This window comes from Kocuria atrinae C3-8 (assembly GCF_000286355.1).
Classification (GTDB): Bacteria; Actinomycetota; Actinomycetes; order Actinomycetales; family Micrococcaceae; genus Kocuria; species Kocuria atrinae_A.
In genome coordinates this window covers 12,919-30,428 of sequence record NZ_AJXN01000025.1, presented here as the reverse complement: position 1 = coordinate 30,428, position 17,510 = coordinate 12,919, and the positions used below count along the sequence as shown (strand labels likewise).

Below are 17,510 nucleotides of genomic sequence, written 5' to 3'. Positions count from 1 at the left end.
TCGCGCCGTCGGCGGGATCGGCGGCGGCTTCAGCCGCCGGGCTGGCCGGGGAATCACCGCGAGCACCGGGGTTCTGAGTGGCCGCCGGAGCATCGGGAGCCTGGGTCGGCTCGGCGGGCTGCGGTGCCTGAGTCTGTTCCGGTGCAGGGTTCTGCGTGGCCGGGGAATCCTGGGCGGGCGCGTCCGAATCCTGCTGGCCGCCGCCGTTGTTACCGGACTCGGGGGACCACGCCACGTAGAGGATCACGGTGAGCCCACCTCGACCTCGGTACCGGCCTCGGGATCCGAAGAGATCACGGTGCCGTCCGGTTGGCCGCTGCCCTGCTGCAGGCGCTTGTCCACGTTCACGCCGAGCTGAGCGATCTCGTTGGCGACCTCGTCACCGTTCTCACCCACGATGCTTGACGGGAGGGTGACCATTTCCGCGTTGGGACTTGCCGTCGATGAGGTCACGGTGCCCTGCGGGGTCGAATCGCCGTCATCGCGATTACCCAGAGCCCACAGGCCGAAGATCAAGCCGCCCAGCAGGAGCAATACCAGAGGAAGCACCCAGGCCACGGGACTTGCGTCGGCCGGCTGATTCGGAGCCGCCCTTGCCCGTGGTGTCGGGGTGCTCCACGGCGTCGAACTGTGCGGTCGAGGGGTGGGCGCTGTACTTGGGGTCCGGTCGGTTGGCCGCGGCAGCGGATCCGACGACCGCGGGAGCGGCGGCCGAACCCGTGGAGCGCGGCATGGGACGGGTGCGATCGTCCTGGACCGGGGACATGGCCTCGGTGGGTTGATCATCGCCCTCGTGGTCGGTCAGGAACTGAGCCATCCCGGGAACCATGGCCACGGCGGACTTCACGTCATGGCGGCGCAGGGCATCCACGGCGTTGGCCAGCTTGCCCGCGTTCTCCGGGCGGTCCTGGGGATCCTTGGCGAGCATGGACATGATCAGCGCGCGAATCGGTTCCGGAATGCTGTCGGGAAGCGGCGGCGGCGGATCGTTGACCTGGGCCAGGGCGATGGCAATCTGCGATTCACCCGTGAACGGGCGCTTGCCGGCCAGCAGCTCGTAGCCGATGATGCCCAGCGAGTAGATGTCGGAGGAACCCGTGGCGGTCTGGCCCGTGGCCTGCTCCGGTGCCAGGTACTGGGCGGTGCCCATGACCTGTCCCGTGGCCGTGAGGGGAACCTGATCCGCCAAGCGGGCGATCCCGAAATCCGTGACCTTGACCCGGTTGTCCGGGTGATGATCAGGTTGCCGGGCTTCACATCGCGGTGCACCAGACCCTGCGCGTGGGCAGCGGCCAGCGCGCGAGCGGTTTGACCGATGTAGTTCAGAACGGTGTCCGGATCGAGCGACTTCTTCCGATCGATCACGTTGGAGAGCGGATCGCCGGGAACCAGTTCCATGACCAGGAACGCGGAACCCTCGTCCTCGCCGTAGTCGAAGACGTTGGCCACACCCGGGTGGTTGAGCAGTGCGGTGTGACGAGCCTCCGCACGGAAACGCTGCAGGAAGGTCGGGTCGCCGTTGTATTCGTCCTTGAGGATCTTGACGGCCACAATCCGGCCCAGGACCTGGTCCTTGGCTTTCCAGACCTCTCCCATGCCGCCTATGGCGATACGTTCTGTGAGTGCGTAGCGCCCGCCCAATATGGTGTTCGACGATGGTCTCACTGGTTCAACACCGCCTCAAAGAGTTGCTTAGCGCTCGGACTGGTCAACTGTGCACCGGTGGTTACGTCCACATCTTCGATAACCACTGCCACCGCAATCTGGGGGTCGTTTGCGGGCGCAAAACCAGTGAACCACGAGTCGTTCAATCCTGCTTCGGTTCCGACCTCAGCGGTACCCGTTTTGCCGCCCACTTCCACACCGGGAACGGAGGCGCCACCGGCAATACCGTCACTCACGACCTGCACCATGAGGTCCTTGACGGTCTGAGCGGTTTCCGGGTCCGTGGAGCGACGCAGCTGCTCGGCCTCGAAGTCCTGGATCACGGACAGATCGGAAGAGCGAACGGTCTTCACCAACTGGGGCTTCATCATCACGCCGTCATTGGCGATCGCGGCGGACATCATGGCCACCTGCAGGGGAGTGGTGCGCACGTCGTACTGGCCGATCGAGGACAGAGCGAGCTGGGAGTCATTCATGTCCTCCGGGAACAGTGAGGGAGTCACCTGCAGCGGGATGGACAGGTCTTGTCCGTAGCCGAAGTTCTCCGCGGTCTTACTGATGGCGTCCTGACCGAGATCCATGGCGATCGACGCGAACGGTGTGTTGCAGGACTGCTCCAGGGCGAACTCGAGGTTCACCTCGGTGCGGGCCGCGCAGCCACCCTGACGGTAGTTGGGCAGCGTGACCGTGGTACCGGGCAACGGCAGCTCCGCGGGGTTGGGTAGCGTGGAATCGGTGTCGTACTGACCTGACTCCAGAGCCGCCACGGTGTCGATGATCTTGAACGTGGAACCCGGCGAGTAGAGGTCACCGGCGATCGCGCGGTTCTCCAGGGGCTTGTCCGGGTCGCTGTTGAGCTCGTCCGCGGCCGCAACTACGTCGTCCGCGTTGTGGGAAGCCAAACGGTTGGCGTCGTAGCCGGGGCTCGAAGCCATGGCCAGAATCTCACCGGTCTGCGGGTTCACCGCCACGATCGAACCCTTGTGACCTTGCAGCGCGTCGTGCGCGACTCGCTGGAGCTCCGGGTTGAGTGTGAGTTCCACGGAAGCACCGGTGGGCTGATTCCCCGAGAACAGGGACACCACGCGGTTGTAGAACTGCTCATCCGAAGCACCGGAGAGCTGTTCACCCATGGCGGCTTCCAGGCCGGTGGCGCCGTAGACCAGGGAGAAGTACCCGGTCAGGTGTGCGTACAGGGGAGAGCTTTCGTACACGCGCTGGTGCTCGAAATCATCCTGGGAGGGAACGGACTTGGCGATTTCCTCGCCACCCACCAGGATCGACCCGCGGTCCGAGCCGAACTGGTCATAGAGCGCGCGGTTGTTCCAGGGGTTGGCCTCGAGCGACTTGGCGGCGAAGAACTGAACGTAGGTCAACGCCAGGAGAAGGACCACCACAATGGCCACGGACGCGAACCACACTCGACGAATGGCAGTGTTCACTGTGTTCCCCCTTCCGAGGTCGAACCCGATTGATCTGGCGATGACGATGAAGATGTGGTGCCGGAACGCCCACGAATCCGGGAGATGACCTCTGTGGCCGTGCCGGCGTCGTCGTGAGGGCCACGCGTGCCCGCGACCGAGGAGGACAGCTCCGTGGTCGGCTCGGAATCTCCGAGGTCGTCCTCCAGATCCCGGTCTTCCCGGGTGGCCTTCACATGGGCCTCGAGCTCGGCGTAGTCCTCGTCCGTGGCCGGGCCGGTCAGAATGGGGCGGCGTGCGGTGTGGGAGATGGCCAGCAGAACCGCCGTGATGATCCAGTTGGACAGCAAGGACGAACCACCGGCGGACATGAACGGTGTGGTCAAACCCGTCAGCGGCAGCAACCGGGTCACACCGCCGATGACCACCAGCAGCTGGATGATCATGAGCGCGGAGAGTCCCGCGGCCAGAAGCTTGCCGAAGTGATCACGGGTTCCCAAGGCCGCGCGCAGGCCGCGCGTGGCGAAGAGGAGGAACAAGCACAGGATGGCTCCGAGCCCGATCAGACCCAGTTCCTCACCGAACGCGGTGATGATCATGTCCGAATTGGCATACGAGACCAGGTCCGGGCGGCCCTGGCCGAGGCCCTGACCGAACAACCCGCCGGAGGCCAGGCCGAACAGACCTTGCACGATCTGACCGGAACCACCTGGAGAGCGGTTGTAGACCTCGGGTTCGAACGCGTTGAGCCAGGAATCCAAGCGCAGGCTCACATGGAGAAGATGCGGCTGGCCACGAATCCGCCCACGAGCATGAGGCTGACACCCAGGACGATCCAGCCCATGCGCCCGGTGGCCAGGTAGATCATGACCAGGAACAGGCCGAAGAAGAGGATCGCGGTACCCAGGTCGCGCTGCAGCACCAGCACGCCGATGGCGATCAACCAGGCCGCGAACATCGGCGCGATGTCCTTGAAACGCGGCAGACGCACCGGGCCGATCTTGCGCCCGGCCAGCATGATCAGGTCGCGGTTGGTCGAGAGGTAACCGGCAAAGAAGATGGCCAGCGTGATCTTGGCGATCTCACCGGGCTGGAAGGTACGGCCGGCCACCGAGATCCACAGCCGTGCACCGTTGATCTCCACGCCCAGGCCGGGGATCATCGGCAACAGCAGCAGCAGGGCGGACAGCGCCAGGCTGATGTAGGTGATCTGGCGCAGCCTGCGGTGGTCCTTGAGGAACCACAGCACGACGCACGCGACCACCATGGCCAGACCCGTCCACACCACTTGGGTGTCGGATGCGGTCTGACCGGTCGAGAGGTCGATGCGGTGGATCATGGCGAGCCCCAGGCCGTTCAACGCCACGGCAATGGGCAGCAGGTAGGGGTCGGCGTAACGTGCACGAATCCACAGCACCACGTGAACCAAGAGGCCACCGCCGGCCAGCACCGCGCCACTGGTGATGATGCGCACGGGATCCTCGGTGAGCTGATCTGGATCGACCAGGATGTTGGCACCGATTCCGATGCCCAGGGCGATCAACAGCAGGAACAGCTCGGTGATGCGTCGGGGCTTGGGCGTGACCCGATCCTCGGTCGCATTCGCGGGGGCGCTGGTTACAGCATTGCTCACGAGTCATCACCCCCGTTGGTGCTTTCAGGGGTGGCGGAGGGCGAACGGGAGTCCTCGGGCGTGGGCGTGATGACCCTGACCTGGCCGGTGGGCTGCGGGCTGGGCTCGCCATCTCCGGAGGACGCCAGCTCGTTCACGATGCGTTCGGCTTCTTGGTGGCTTCCCGCGGGAATGGTTCCGCGCACGCGCTCCTGCACGTAATTGGGCAGGCTGTCCACGGTGATGGTGGTGGTGCTGTTCAGCTCGCTCAAACTGAGGGGACCCAGGCTTTGGGACACGCCGTTGTAAATGGCGACCTTCCCGTCGTTCTCGCCCACGTAGTACTGGGAGGACGTCCAGGACTTGGCGGCCCAGCCGCCCAGCAACAGCGCGAGCGCCGCCAGGCCCAGCAGTCCGATGATCAGCGCACGACGTCGCTTGCCGCCCTTGCGCTGCCCACGCTCGCCGAATAGGGCGTTCCGGACCTCGTCCGGATCGGACGGAACGTCCAGCGTGGAAGTGCGCAACAGGGTGGCGCGGCGTTGTGCCACGGAGTCGGTCACGGTGGGGATGCGACCCGTCTGAGTGGCGTTGGCCGCGGCACCCACCAGCAGGTGGGGGCGTTCGGAGAGATCCCTACGCAACGCGGCGGCCGAGGATTCTTCGGCTTCCGCCGGTGTGCGGTGATTGTCGGTGTAGCCGGCACCGGCCACCGGGGAATCCAGGCTCGAGTTCCACAGCTCTTCATCGGCCAACTGCTCGTCCGAGGTGCGGCTGTCATCAGGGATCGCGCCCTGGGTCTCGGCGGTGGTGGGTGCGGGTTCGACACCCTGCGGAATCTCCTGGACCTCCGCGACCACCACGGTCACGTTGTCCGGCGCGCCACGGTCCAGGGTGAGCTCCACCAGGGAGTTCACGATCTGGTTGAGATCATCGGTCGAGCGCATGATCGATTCGATGGTCTGCGCGTTCACCACGGCGTTGAGCCCGTCCGAGCACAGCAGCCAGCGTTCCCCCACCTTGGGGGTGATGGTTTGTACTTCGAGTTCGGGGGAGGCGTCCACGTCACCGAGCACGCGCATGAGCACGTTCTTGTGCGGGTGGCTCTCCGCTTCCTCCGGGCGCAACCGGCCTTCGTCGATGAGGCGCTGCACAAAGGTGTGGTCCGTGGTGACCTGGCTGAAGCCTTCGTCCTCGGACCAGCGGTACGCGCGGGAATCGCCGATGTGCGCCACGGAGATGGAATCCCCGTCGATCAGCAGGGAGGTCACCGTGGTGCCCATGCCGCCCAAGCGGGGATTGGTCTGGACCAACTTGGCGAGGTTCTGGTTCGCGTTCTGGATCTCGTCCGCCAGAACCGTTTCGGCTTCGCCCTCGTGACCGGGGTGGTCCAGGTGGGTGAGGTCGATGACGGCAGATGCGGAAGCGACGTCGCCGCCCACGTGGCCACCCATGCCGTCCGCGACCACGGCCATGTAACGACCCGCGTACGCTGAGTCGTCGTTCTTGGAACGAATCCGGCCGACGTCCGAGCGCGCGGCGAAACGGAAAGCAATGGGCATGAGCTAGGGCCTCAGTTCCATGACGGTACGCCCCACTCGGAACTGAATGCCCGGTTCAACGGGTGCCGCGCGGGTGAGTTTCTCGCCCTGCACGAACGTGCCGTTGGTGGAGCCCAGGTCCTCGAGGAACCAGCGGGAACCCTGGGGGAACAGGCGGGCGTGGCGTCCAGAGGCGTAATCGTCCTCGAGCGGCACCGTGGCCTCGTTGGAGCGGCCGAGTAGAACGGGCGCGGATCCGAGCTGGAAACTGCTGCCGGCCAGTGGCCCCTCGATGATCATGAGGTTCTGCGGGCGGTGCCGGGTGCCGCCGGTGGTCGTGGGGCCGGAACCGTTGGCCGCGGGCTGCTTGGCGGGGCGATCCTTGCGCGCGGCATTGCGCTTGTTCCGTGCGCTCTCCACCGCGGCGCGGGCCTTGTTGCCCACCGCGAGATCGCGCGACTGGGATGCGATGACGGCAAAAATAAAGATCCACAGCAACGCCAAAAACCCAAAGCGCAGCAGCGTGATGGTCAGCTCAGACACGTCAGCGCCCTTCCTTGGGGATTAGCAACCGGAACACCAAACGGGTTCGCCCCATGGTAATCACGGATCCGTTGACCAGCTCGGCACGACCCTGCACTCGTTCACCGTCGACGTAGGAGCCATTGGTGGAGCCCAGGTCCACGGCCACATAGTGCTGACCTTGCCGCCGGATTTCCAGGTGCTTGCGGGAGACTCCCGTGTCCTCCACGGTGATATCCGCTTCGGTGGAACGGCCCACGCTCACGGCGGGGGCGTTCAGCGAGAAACGTTCACCGCTGACTTCGATCACCGGAACGTACTCGACGGCCTGGTGCGGCTCGTGGGCCGGGCTTGGTGCGGCGTCGAACGGGGCCGGGCGAGGTTCCTGACGCGGGGCGGGCGGAGGTTCCGGGGCTCGTACCGACGCCGACGCCGCTCCCGCGGAACTTCCGGCCGACGCGGCGCCGGGTTCGGTGCGTTCGGAGGACGAGAGGATGTGGAACTCGCCGGCCTCGAGATCGGGATTGCGGATGAAGCTCACGCGGACGGCGCCCTGCAACGTGTAAGCCTGGGAGCGTGCGTGACGGATGATCACATCGCACAATTCCTCGGCCAGTTGGGTGCCCCATTCCTGGGCGCGCGGGAAGTCCTCGTCCGAGAACTGCACGGTGAAAACATTGGGGGCCATGGTGCGGCCCGCGGAGATGGTGAATGATTCCTGATCGAGTTCACGGCGCAGAGCGCTGGCGATCTCCACTGCTTCTACTCGCTTGCGGGAACCCGCGGTGAAAGCGGTGCGAACGGCCTTTTCGATACCGCTTTCCAAACCGGTCCAAAAACCCACTGCCGCCTCCTTCCGCGCCAACCCGTGGCGTTGTCGTGTGCGCGCCGACCGGGGGAGGTAGGCGTTTGACGGTGAGTAGTCCCCAGAATAGTAGACACCGTGGCTGAGTAGCCGGTGAAAGTCACGGGGTGCCGGTCAGAGGATTTCATCCCGAGCGAAGTGCCCGAACAAATCCGCGGAAACTCGCGGGTAAGCGGAAGAATAGAGGCATGAAGCAGACTGAGAAAATTCTGACCCTGAGTTCCTCCGCTGTGATCGGCGCCTGCTGCTGACCGGCTGCGGAGGCGACAACAGTGAGCCCGCCGCCGAAGCGCCGGCTGAAACCACGGCCGCGGCTCCCGAGAACGAGTCCACCGCCGAGATCACCGACGATCCCAGTGATGGTCAGGCCTCCGCCTCCAGCGAGGACCCCTCGGGTTCGGCCGCCGCAAGCGATGAGGACGGTGGCGAAGCCGCCTCCTTGGCAGCGGTGGAGACGGTCCTGGCCAAGTACGAGGGCGGTGACGTGGCGGACATTGATTACGACCGCCGGGAGAACCTCTTCGAGGTCGAGGTCATCCAGAACGACACCAAGCACGACGTCACGGTGGACGGCGCCGGCGAGAACATTACCAACGAGCGGGAGGACGGCGCCGCGGACCAGGACGACCTGGACGAGCTGGGCCAGGCTTCCATCTCGATCGACGAGGCCATCAAGCGTGTCTTCGAAGAGGCCTCATCCCAGGACGGCACCGTGTTGCTCGACGATGCCTCCTTGGACGAGGACAACGGAACCCTCAACTGGGAAGTCGAGCTGGACATCGACGACCGCGACGCCACCTACTACGTGGACGCGGGCGAAGGATCGGTTCGTTCCGACAACTGACCCGTGGCTCCGGCCATGAGTTCTTCAACGGCGGCTCTGCCTGGCCGCACCTACCGGTGCGTGCTCAGGGCAGGGCCGCTGCCAGTTCCACGGCCTGCTTGATGGCCCGTTTGGCATCCAACTCTGCAGCGACATCCGCTCCGCCGATCACGTGGACGGGGCGCGAATCCCCGGCCAGTTCAAGGGCGAGCTCGTTGCGAGATTCCTGTCCGGCGCACAGCACCACGGTGTCCACTTCGACCAGGGTTTCCGTGCGCGGGCTCTCCAGGGCGACGCCGCCGCCCTCCTGGGTGTGCCCTCCGGCCGGTTCCGGGGCGGGCACGGAGACGCGGATACCGCGGTCGGTGATCTCCTGATATTCCACGCCGGTGATGAACTCCACGTTGGCCATGCGCAGTTCCAAGCGGTGAATCCAACCGGTTGTGGGGCCTAGGCGTGAGCCGGGTTTGGTGGTGCTGCGCTGCAACACCGTGACCTGACGCAACGGGGGCTCCGGCGCGGGTGCCAACAGGCCGCCACGCGCTTCCAGTGAGCGATCAATGCCCCATTCGGCATAGAAGTCCGCGGAGGGATTGTGCGTGAGGAAGTGCGCGACGTCGTACCCGATGCCGCCTGCCCCGATCACCGCGACCCGCTGACCGACCGGCGCACCCTCCAGGACCTCTTTATAACCGAGCACCGTGGGGCCGGTGTCGCCGGGGATGCCGGGTTGGCGGGGATGGACGCCGGTGGCAATGACCACCCGGTCCGCAAAGGCCAGATCCTGGGCCGTGGCCCGGTGGCCGGTGCGCACCGTGACGCCCAGATCCTTGAGGCGGGTGGTGAAATAGCGGATCGTGTGCGCGTAGTCCTCCTTGCCCGGAATGCGACGGGCCAGCTGGAACTGGCCACCGAGTTCTGGCTGCTCCTCGAACAACGTGACCCGATGACCGCGTTCTGCTGCGGCCTCTGCGAAGGCCAGGCCCGCGGGGCCCGCACCCACCACGGCAATCTTCTCGGCCGTGCGTGTGGGGCCGAGAATCAGGTCCGTTTCCCGCATGGCCTGCGGGTTGACCAGGCAGGACATGCGCTGACCCGTGAAGGTGTGGTCCAGGCACGCCTGGTTGCACGCGATGCAGGTGTTGATCCGGTCCGGCTGTGCTTCGCGCGCTTGGCGACGAAAGCGGCGTCGGCGAGGAACGGGCGGGCCATGCACACGAGGTCCGCGTCGCCGCGGGCCAGGACCTCTTCCGCCAGTTCGGGGGTGTTGATGCGGTTGACCGTGGAGATCGGGATGCTCAGGTTCTCACGCAGTGCTCGGCTGACCCACGTGAATCCCGCGCCTGGCACGCTCGTGGCGATGGTGGGAATCCGGGCCTCGTGCCAACCGATGCCCGTGTTGATGATCGACGCGCCGGCCTCTTCGACCTCCCGGCCCAGGGCCAGGACGTCCTCGAATTCCTGGGCGTCCGGCACCAGATCCAGGGCGGAAAGTCGGTACATGAGTAGGAAACCCGGGCCCGTGCGCTCGCGGACGCGCCGCACGATCTCGGTGGCAAAGCGGCGTCGGGCCTGCGGCGAGCCACCCCAGCGGTCGGTGCGCTGATTCGTGTGCTCGACCAGGAATTCGTTGATCAGGTACCCCTCGGAGCCCATGATTTCCACGCCGACGTAGCCGGCCTGTTGGGCCAGCTGCGCGCGTGGGCGAAATCATCGATGGTGCGTTCGACGTCGCTGTCGGACAGTTCTCGCGGCGTCACCTTGTTGATGGGTGCGCGGATGGGTGACGGGGCCACGGCGTGCTCGTGCATGCCGTAGCGACCGGAGTGCATGAGCTGCAGAGCGATGAAACCGCCGGCATCATGGACGGCATCGGTGACCACTCGGTGACGCGGTAACTGGTCCTCGGAACTGAGGTGGGCGCCGTTCTTGCGCGTGGCTCCCTCGGCATTGGGCGAGACACCGCCCGTCACAATGAGGCCCGCGCCGCCGCGAACACGCTCGACGTAGAAGGCCGCGAGTTCGTGCTCACCGCCCTCCTTCTCCTCGAGGCCGGTGTGCATGGATCCCATGATCACGCGGTGCGGAAGGGTTGTGGAACCCACGGTGAGCGGGGACAGTAAGTGGGGGTAGGGCGCAGTCATCCGATACTCCAAGTCTCAGGTACTTGCTCCAAGAGTAGGGGATGAGTGAGTCGCGTCACTAATTACTCCGCGGGCGAACCGTCCTGCCTGGTGAAGCATCCGTGAAGTTGTTATTATGAATACATCAAAATAAACCGCACCATGAAGCGGCGAGTTTTTGTACGCCGGGTGCACAAGGAGGTTCACATGCTAAGAAGTCCAACAAGAACGCCAGCTACACCGTTCCGGGTCTGACCAACACCGAGGGTCACGCCTTGGCAGATACGCTGCAGCAGCGTCTGAATGCCCTGAACGATCTGCAGTTGACGCTCAAGCACGCGCACTGGAACGTGGTGGGCCCCAACTTCATCTCCGTGCACGAGATGCTGGACCCGCAGATCGAGACCGTTCGCGGCTTCGTGGACGAGGTCGCTGAGCGCATGGCCACCATGGGTGTTTCGCCCAACGGTCTGCCCGGTGCCATCGTCGCTTCCCGCAAGTGGGACGACTACGACGTCATGCGCGCCACCGGCGTGGAGCACCTGGCCGCACTGGACCTGGTCTACTCCGGCGTGATCAAGGATCACCGCAAGGCCATCGAGAAGGCCGGCAAGGTGGATCCGATCACCGAGGACATGCTGATCGGCCAGGTCAAGGAACTCGAGCTGTTCCAGTGGTTCATGCGCTCGCACATCGAGTCCGTGTCCGGCCAGCTGGAGAACGCCCGCGCCATCACCGAGAAGGCCGCCGCCAACTCCGTGACCACCGACAAGTCGGGCAAGTCCGCTAAGTCGACCAAGTCGACGAAGGCCAGCAAGCCCGCCAAGGCCAGCAAGTCGACCAAGAAGAGTGATAAGAAGTCGGACAAGAAGAAGTAATCTTCTTCCGTCTGAACGCAGTGAGGGCCCGGATCCAAATGGATCCGGGCCCTCACTGCGTTCTAGCCCTCCCGGGCTGTGAACCTGTGAACGCTAGTACGTGAGCCCGAAGACCCACACCGCCAGCGTCATGGTCACCAGGGTGATGAGCACCATGGCGATCAGGTTGAGGAAGATGCCGCCGCGAATCATCTGCGCAATGGTCACGTAGCCGGAACCGAACGCGATGGCGTTAGGCGGGGTGGCCACCGGAAGCATGAACGCGCAGGTCGCGGCCAGCGCAACGGGAATGGCCAGCAGCATCGGGTCGATGCCCAGGCCCATGGCCACGCCACCGGCAACCGGCAGGAAGGTTGCGGCAGTCGCGGTGTTGGAGGTCAGTTCCGTGAGGAACAGGATGCCGGTCGCGAAGATCAGCACCATCAGGACCATGGGGATGCCACCCAGGCCCTGTGCCTGCTCACCGATCCACTCGGTCAGCCCGGAGCTGGAGAACTGAGCGGACAGCGCCAAGCCGCCACCGAACAGCAACAGCACACCCCAGGGGAGCTTGACCGCAGAATCCCAGTCCAGCAGGCGCACGCCGCGTGCAGCACCGGCCGGGCAGAAGAACAGCAGCAGGCCGATGGTCATGGCGATACCGGCGTCGGAGATCGGCGGAGTGTCGAAGATCATCGGGACGAAGACCCAGGACACGGCGGCAAGGATGAAGATGGCCAGCACGCGCTTCTCGCCGGAAGACATGGGGCCCAGCTTGCTGAGCTCGTCCTGGATGAGTTCCTTGCCACCCGGAATCTCGGTGATCTCCGGCTTGAACAGCACCTTGGTGAGCAGGAACCAGCAGATCGCCAGCATCACGACCGCCAGGGGCACACCCACGAGCATCCACTGCCCGAAGCCGATCTGGATGTCATGCGCGTCGGCCAGGTAACCGGCCAGCAGAGTGTTCGGCGGGGTGCCGATGATGGTGCCCAGGGACCCGATGGACGCGGCGTAAGCGATACCCAGCATCAGCGCCGTGCCGAAGTTCGACTTGATGATCTCTTGCTTGACCGAGCTGTCCTGGGGGTCGACCTCAGAGCCGGGGTCGGCGTCGGAACTGGCCGGGGCGGCGTCGTCGTTGCTTGTCCGAGGTGAATCGGAAGCGGAATCGGCCGGTGTGGCGTCCGCGCCGCGTCCGTGCCGTTGCCGATCTTGGTGACCAGGAGCAGAACGGACACGCCGATCGGGAGCATCATCACGGCGGTCGCGGTGTTGGACACCCACATGGAGAGGAAGCCGGTAGCCACCATGAAGCCCGCGACCATCTGCGTGGGTTTGGTGCCGATGACCTTGACGGTCAGCAGCGCGATGCGGCGGTGCAGGTTCCACCGCTGCATGGCCAGGGCCAGTAAGAAGCCGCCCATGAACAGGAAGATCACGTTGTTGCCGTAGGAGGCTCCGACATCGTCGAATTTGACGTCTTCACCGAGAACGGGGAACACGACCAACGGCACCAATGCGGTGGCAGGAAGGGGAAGCGCCTCGGTCATCCACCACGTGCCCATGAGCACGGCGGTGGCGGCGGTGAGGCGGGCGCCCTGAGCGACGTCGCCGGGCATCAGGAAGTACACGAGAAGCGCCAGGGCAAGACCGGCGATCAGGCCGAGCCATTTGATGCGGTGAGTCTTGTGGTCCTCAGCCTCCGCGCGCTCGCCGGGGGACTGGAAATTGACTTCCTCGCCGCGGTGCGGATCTGGATCATAGTCTTTGAGGTGCGCGCCGGGCACCGCTGGGTGGCTCATGGGGATCTCCACGTCATTGTGATGGGAATTACGTGGTATTTATTCTATGAAGTTACTGAGTGTTTCACCCGGAACCTTGACGCCCGGCGGGTCACGAGTCACAACGCCGCCCCGGTGATTCGGGACGGGCCGTTGGCTCGAGGTGTCCCTGGCATTCCCTTGTTCATAGGTGTGCCAGCGGGGGTGGCGGCGCTAGTTGACCGTGGCCACGCGGATGGTTTCGGGGAGGGCCTCGATGGCCTTCACGACCTCCGGGGTCACGCCGTTGCCGCAATCCGTGACCAGGTAACCGGTCTGGCCCTTGGTGACCAACTGCTGGCGGTCCACGTTGATGCCGTGCTCGCCCAGCACCGAGTTCACGCGGGCCAGCACGCCGGGCAGGTTGCTGTGGATGTGCAGCAGACGGGTGCCCACGATCTCCGGGTCCAGCTGAACCTCGGGGAAGTTCACGGACAAGCTGGTTGAACCGTTGCGGGTGTAGTCGATGAGCTTGCCGGCCACGAACTGGCCGATGTTCTCCTGTGCCTCAGCGGTCGATCCACCCACGTGCGGGGTCAGAATCACGTTGGGCAGACCCTGCAGCGGCGAGGTGAACGGGTCCCCGGCGGCCTTGGGCTCGGTGGGGAACACATCCACCGCGGCACCGGCCACGTGACCGGAAACCAGGGCCTCACGCAGCGCCTCGTGATCGACCACGTGACCGCGCGAAAGGTTCAAGAACAGCGAACGGGGGCGCATCTTGCGGAACTGCTCGCGGCCGAACATGTTGGCGTTGTTGGGGCGGCCGTCCACGTGTAGGGTCACGGTCTCGACCGACTGCAGCAGCTCGTCCAGGGAGTCGCACTTGGTGGCGTTGCCCATGGCCAGACGGTCCACGGTGTCGTAGTAGTAGACCTTCATGCCGAACGCCTCGGCCAGCACGGACAACTGCTTGCCGATGTTGCCGTAGCCCACGATGCCCAGCGTGCGACCGCGCACCTCGTGGGAGCCCTTGGCGGACTTGTCCCACACGCCCTCGTGCATCGCCTTGTTCTTGTCGGTCAGGTGACGCGCCATCACGATGATCTCGCCCATCGCCAGCTCCACCACGGATCGGGTGTTGGAATACGGCGCGTTGAACACCACGGTGGCGGTGTCCGTGGCGGCGGTCAGATCGATCTGGTTGGTGCCGATGCAGAACGCACCAATGGTCTGCAGCTGCGGGTGCGCTTCCAGCACCTCGCGCGTGACCTGGGTCTTCGATCGGATCCCCAGCATGTCCACGCCGTGCAGCGCTTCCTTCAACTCGGCGGGGTCCAGCGCACCCTTGCGGGTCTCGACCTCAACTCCGCGGCTGCGCAGGAGGTCAACGGCGTCGGTATGGATGTTCTCAAGCAGTAAGGCCTTCACACGGACATCCTAGTGCGTGCATTCGCGGGGTTTTCTCCGCTACGGAGCCTTACGTGCGGGGGTGGGCTGGGCGGCGGTCGCTGGTGCACGCACCTCATGCGGTGTTGGGACCCTGCGATGCACCTGAGGTGTCCTGAGAACCTTTGGCGTTGGGCTTAAGGGTTCCAGCGGCACCTCACGTGTCGATCAGGGTGCTATCGACACTCAGGACGACGACGCCGCTCGGCTCGGTCCTGCACGGGGGCGGTCGTTCCCGTTCGGACCCCAGTTCAACGACCAGCGGCCGCCGTTGTACAACGACGACCGCCAGCAGAGGGGGAGTTAGGCGCTGAGTCAGCCGGCCACGCCGAAGGCCTTGAGGAACTCCAGGACGACGCCCGAAATGGTGCTCAGGGCCTGAATGATCGAGGTGAAAATTTCCATGCGCTGCTTCTCCTAATAGCGAGTGAATGTAGACGCCGGAACGCTCCTGTGAGCCGGAAGCGTTACCCGGCAGTAATCACGGTATGAAGCTGCGCTTGCCGTCGAACACTGACTTTTGGCCAGTATTTCCTGACGTTTGCATGAAAATTTCTGGCCGGTTGGCTAATCATTCTGGCCATTCGGCCAGTTTCGCACTGCGATGGCACACCGGGTTCCTGTGGGGCGTGCATGGAGCGCGGGCCGATTTTTGCAAGTGACACCGCGCATGACCTGCGACAGAGCTGACTTATCAACCCCGCTCAACCCCGCAGATCGATTCCGAACACCCGCTTCACCGCGGTGGTCACGTGCTTCCCATAGCGCTGGGATGACGGCGTCGAGGAGAACGGAATGAACCGGCCCGGAACCTCCGGGTGAGTGATCTTGCCGTGGGTGGGCCCGGAGGTGGTCACGTGGAAGCCCGCGGTCTTCAGCCGCGCCAACAGCTCACGACGGTTGGTCGGATACCGCGTGCCACTGCCGCCGGGTTTCGCGCCGATGCGGTCCAGGGAGTCGGGGCCATCGGCCCATGTCTCGTCCGGTCGGCGGGCGAGCGCCCAACCGCTGCGGTAGATGCCGACCACGCGGTGCTCAGCCCGGTTGACCTGCACACACAGGCTCTGACGCACGTAGTAGTCGGTGCGACCGAGGTCGGCGGTCCAGGTGTCTTCGGGGTCGGTGACCACAACGCGCAACTGATCCTCGGTCACGTCCCATACGCCCTGCGAATGCACGCCGGAAGCGGGCACGTCCAGCTCAGCGGGTGTGCCGGTGCCCGAGGAGTCGGCCGTGTAGACCGCTGAGTCCGGTGTCGAGATGCTCGGCTGCACACCTTTCCGCAATTGCTCCACGAAGTGCGCAATCAACGGATCCAAGCTCAACTCAATGGTTTCCGGGGACGGAGCAACGGCATCCGGAGACGGAGCAGCGTCCCCGATCTTTCGCGGACCCGGCCCAGGTTTCGGAGGACCAGCCACAGCGCATTGGCAGCCCCGGATACAGGGGCACCAGGTGACGACGACGCGTCGGTGCCTTGCGTGTCGGAGGCAGGGGGCGGCGTCGTCGGCTTCCAGGAGGCGTAGTCCACGGGACGAACGGTGAGAGCGGGATCTTTGCGACCGATCATCACGGCGGGGGAAGGGTTGCGTGTGGTCATCTCGGATTTCCGGTGGAGGGCGGGTGTAGGTAACCACCGTGCCACGCTTGCCGCCCGCGGACCAGTGGAGGACCAGCGGCCGGAGCGGGAGGTCACGTGCGGACCGTAGACTCGATCGCGTGGATTGCGGTTATTACAACAAGGGACTTTGCCGGTCGTGCACGGTGATCGAGGTGCCGTACGCGCGGCAGGTGGCCGACAAGCAGCGACTCGTGCAGGAGCTGGTGACGCCGCACGGTGATCCGCGCTGGCTCGAGCCGGTGACCTCGCGCGAGGCGGGTTTCCGCAACAAGGCCAAAATGGTCGTCGCCGGGTCCGTGGGCGATCCGACGCTCGGCATCCTGGACCAGAACGGTTCCGGCACGGACCTGCGCGACTGCCCGCTCTACCCCGAGCCCATTTCGGTGGCTCTGGACGCGCTCGCCGAGTTCATCGCGCGCGTGCGGCTGCTGCCCTACAACGTGAACAAGCGGCGCGGGGAGATCAAGCACGTGATCGTCACGGGCTCGCCGGACGGTCGGCTCATGGTGCGGTTCGTGCTGCGTTCCACTCAGCAGCTACCCAAGATCCGGGACAACCTGTCGTTGCTGCGCGAGCTCGTGCCCCACGCGGACGTGGTGTCCGTGAACATTCAGCCCGACCACAAGGCCGTGATCGAGGGTCCCGAAGAAATCATGCTCACCGAGCAGACTGAGCTGATCATGACCGTCAACGAGATTCCGTTGCGGGTGCGGCCGCGGTCGTTCTTCCAGACGAACACCGAGGTCACCGCGCAGTTGTACCGGCAGGTGAGCGAGTGGGTGGACCGCGCCTCGCCGCGTACCGTCTGGGATGTCTACTGCGGTGTGGGCGGGTTCGCGTTGCACGTGGCTTCTTCATCACGTGAAGTGACCGGTACAGAGATTTCCGACGACGCCGTCGCCTCCGCCCGCGACACCGCCGCCGCGCTGGGTCTTCCCGAATCCGGCCCGGGTTCCGTCCGCTTCATTGCCGACGACGCCGCTGCCGTACCTTCCGGACCCGCCCCCGCCCTGGCGATCGTGAACCCCCCGCGGCGCGGACTGGATGCGGGATTGTGCGAGTGGCTGGAGAGCTCCGGGGTTCCGACCGTGGTGTATTCGTCGTGCAACGCCAAGACCCTGGCGAGGGATTTGGGCCGCATGCCATCGTTGGAACCGGTCGAGGCGCGGTTGCTCGACATGTTCCCGCACACCGGCCACTACGAGGTGGCGGTGCTGCTGAAGCGGCGCGGATAGGTGCGCCCTCGGA

At 65.1% G+C, this 17,510-nt stretch carries 10 protein-coding genes and 5 pseudogenes; 3 read left to right on the top strand and 12 right to left on the bottom strand.

The annotated features are described in order from the left end of the window. The 8 genes and pseudogenes from YO9_RS0103475 to YO9_RS0103440 all read right to left on the bottom strand — a co-directional run. Positions 1-247 (bottom strand): annotated as a pseudogene (locus YO9_RS0103475) (hypothetical protein); the annotation flags it as partial. After that, positions 244-534: a PASTA domain-containing protein gene (locus tag YO9_RS21305; protein WP_031272599.1), complete on the bottom strand. Its 291-nt coding sequence runs from the start codon at positions 532-534 to the stop codon at positions 244-246. The pseudogene YO9_RS0103475 and the gene YO9_RS21305, both read right to left, overlap by 4 nt. Beyond that, positions 488-1,596: pseudogene (locus YO9_RS0103465) on the bottom strand (serine/threonine-protein kinase). Before YO9_RS0103465 ends, YO9_RS21305 begins: the two are co-directional and overlap by 47 nt. A 65-nt stretch (positions 1,597-1,661) precedes the next feature. Continuing rightward, positions 1,662-3,107 (bottom strand): peptidoglycan D,D-transpeptidase FtsI family protein, encoded by a 1,446-nt coding sequence (locus tag YO9_RS0103460; RefSeq protein WP_016996250.1) that lies wholly within the window; start codon positions 3,105-3,107, stop codon positions 1,662-1,664. Continuing rightward, positions 3,104-4,719 (bottom strand): annotated as a pseudogene (locus YO9_RS0103455) (FtsW/RodA/SpoVE family cell cycle protein). The gene YO9_RS0103460 and the pseudogene YO9_RS0103455 overlap by 4 nt, the downstream one beginning before the upstream one ends. Beyond that, positions 4,716-6,260: a PP2C family protein-serine/threonine phosphatase gene (locus tag YO9_RS0103450; protein ID WP_016996249.1), complete on the bottom strand. Its 1,545-nt coding sequence runs from the start codon at positions 6,258-6,260 to the stop codon at positions 4,716-4,718. Before YO9_RS0103450 ends, YO9_RS0103455 begins: the two are co-directional and overlap by 4 nt. A gap of 3 nt (positions 6,261-6,263) precedes the next feature. Beyond that, the gene (locus YO9_RS0103445) at positions 6,264-6,782 is read right to left on the bottom strand and encodes an FHA domain-containing protein FhaB/FipA (RefSeq protein WP_016996248.1); all 519 of its coding nucleotides are present in this window, start codon (positions 6,780-6,782) and stop codon (positions 6,264-6,266) included. 1 nt (position 6,783) lies between these two features. Further along, positions 6,784-7,605, bottom strand: a complete 822-nt coding sequence (locus YO9_RS0103440) for an FhaA domain-containing protein (RefSeq protein ID WP_016996247.1) — start codon at positions 7,603-7,605, stop codon at positions 6,784-6,786. Positions 7,606-8,074: 469 nt separating this feature from the next. Here YO9_RS0103440 and YO9_RS0103435 point away from each other — a divergent pair, with 469 nt between their 5' ends. Then, complete coding sequence (locus tag YO9_RS0103435) at positions 8,075-8,470, top strand: PepSY domain-containing protein (RefSeq protein WP_016996246.1); 396 nt, start codon at positions 8,075-8,077, stop codon at positions 8,468-8,470. 64 nt (positions 8,471-8,534) lie between these two features. On the opposite strand, the pseudogene YO9_RS0103430 reads toward YO9_RS0103435, so the two are convergent. Next, positions 8,535-10,593 (bottom strand): annotated as a pseudogene (locus YO9_RS0103430) (oxidoreductase). A gap of 230 nt (positions 10,594-10,823) precedes the next feature. Between YO9_RS0103430 and YO9_RS0103425 the strand changes: the two are divergent. Further along, positions 10,824-11,450 carry a Dps family protein gene (locus YO9_RS0103425; protein WP_223286043.1) on the top strand — a complete coding sequence of 209 codons (627 nt, stop codon included), beginning with the start codon at positions 10,824-10,826 and terminating at the stop codon, positions 11,448-11,450. A 93-nt stretch (positions 11,451-11,543) separates the two neighbouring features. On the opposite strand, the pseudogene YO9_RS0103420 reads toward YO9_RS0103425, so the two are convergent. From YO9_RS0103420 to YO9_RS0103405, 3 genes and pseudogenes are all read right to left on the bottom strand, one after another. Then, positions 11,544-13,234: pseudogene (locus YO9_RS0103420) on the bottom strand (SLC13 family permease). 192 nt (positions 13,235-13,426) lie between these two features. Further along, complete coding sequence (serA, locus tag YO9_RS0103415) at positions 13,427-14,623, bottom strand: phosphoglycerate dehydrogenase (RefSeq protein ID WP_016996244.1); 1,197 nt, start codon at positions 14,621-14,623, stop codon at positions 13,427-13,429. A 722-nt stretch (positions 14,624-15,345) separates the two neighbouring features. Next, positions 15,346-15,960, bottom strand: a complete 615-nt coding sequence (locus YO9_RS0103405) for a hypothetical protein (protein ID WP_016996242.1) — start codon at positions 15,958-15,960, stop codon at positions 15,346-15,348. A gap of 400 nt (positions 15,961-16,360) precedes the next feature. Between YO9_RS0103405 and rlmC the strand changes: the two genes are divergently transcribed. Beyond that, positions 16,361-17,497, top strand: coding sequence for a 23S rRNA (uracil(747)-C(5))-methyltransferase RlmC (gene rlmC, locus YO9_RS0103400; RefSeq protein WP_031272597.1), 1,137 nt, complete (start codon positions 16,361-16,363; stop codon positions 17,495-17,497). The last annotated feature ends 13 nt before the right edge of the window (positions 17,498-17,510 follow it).

Coding starts and splice junctions, on each gene's coding strand:
- YO9_RS0103450 (WP_016996249.1), bottom strand. CDS start 6,260: ATGCCCATTGCTTTCCGTTTCGCCGCGCGCTCGGACGTCGGCCGGATT.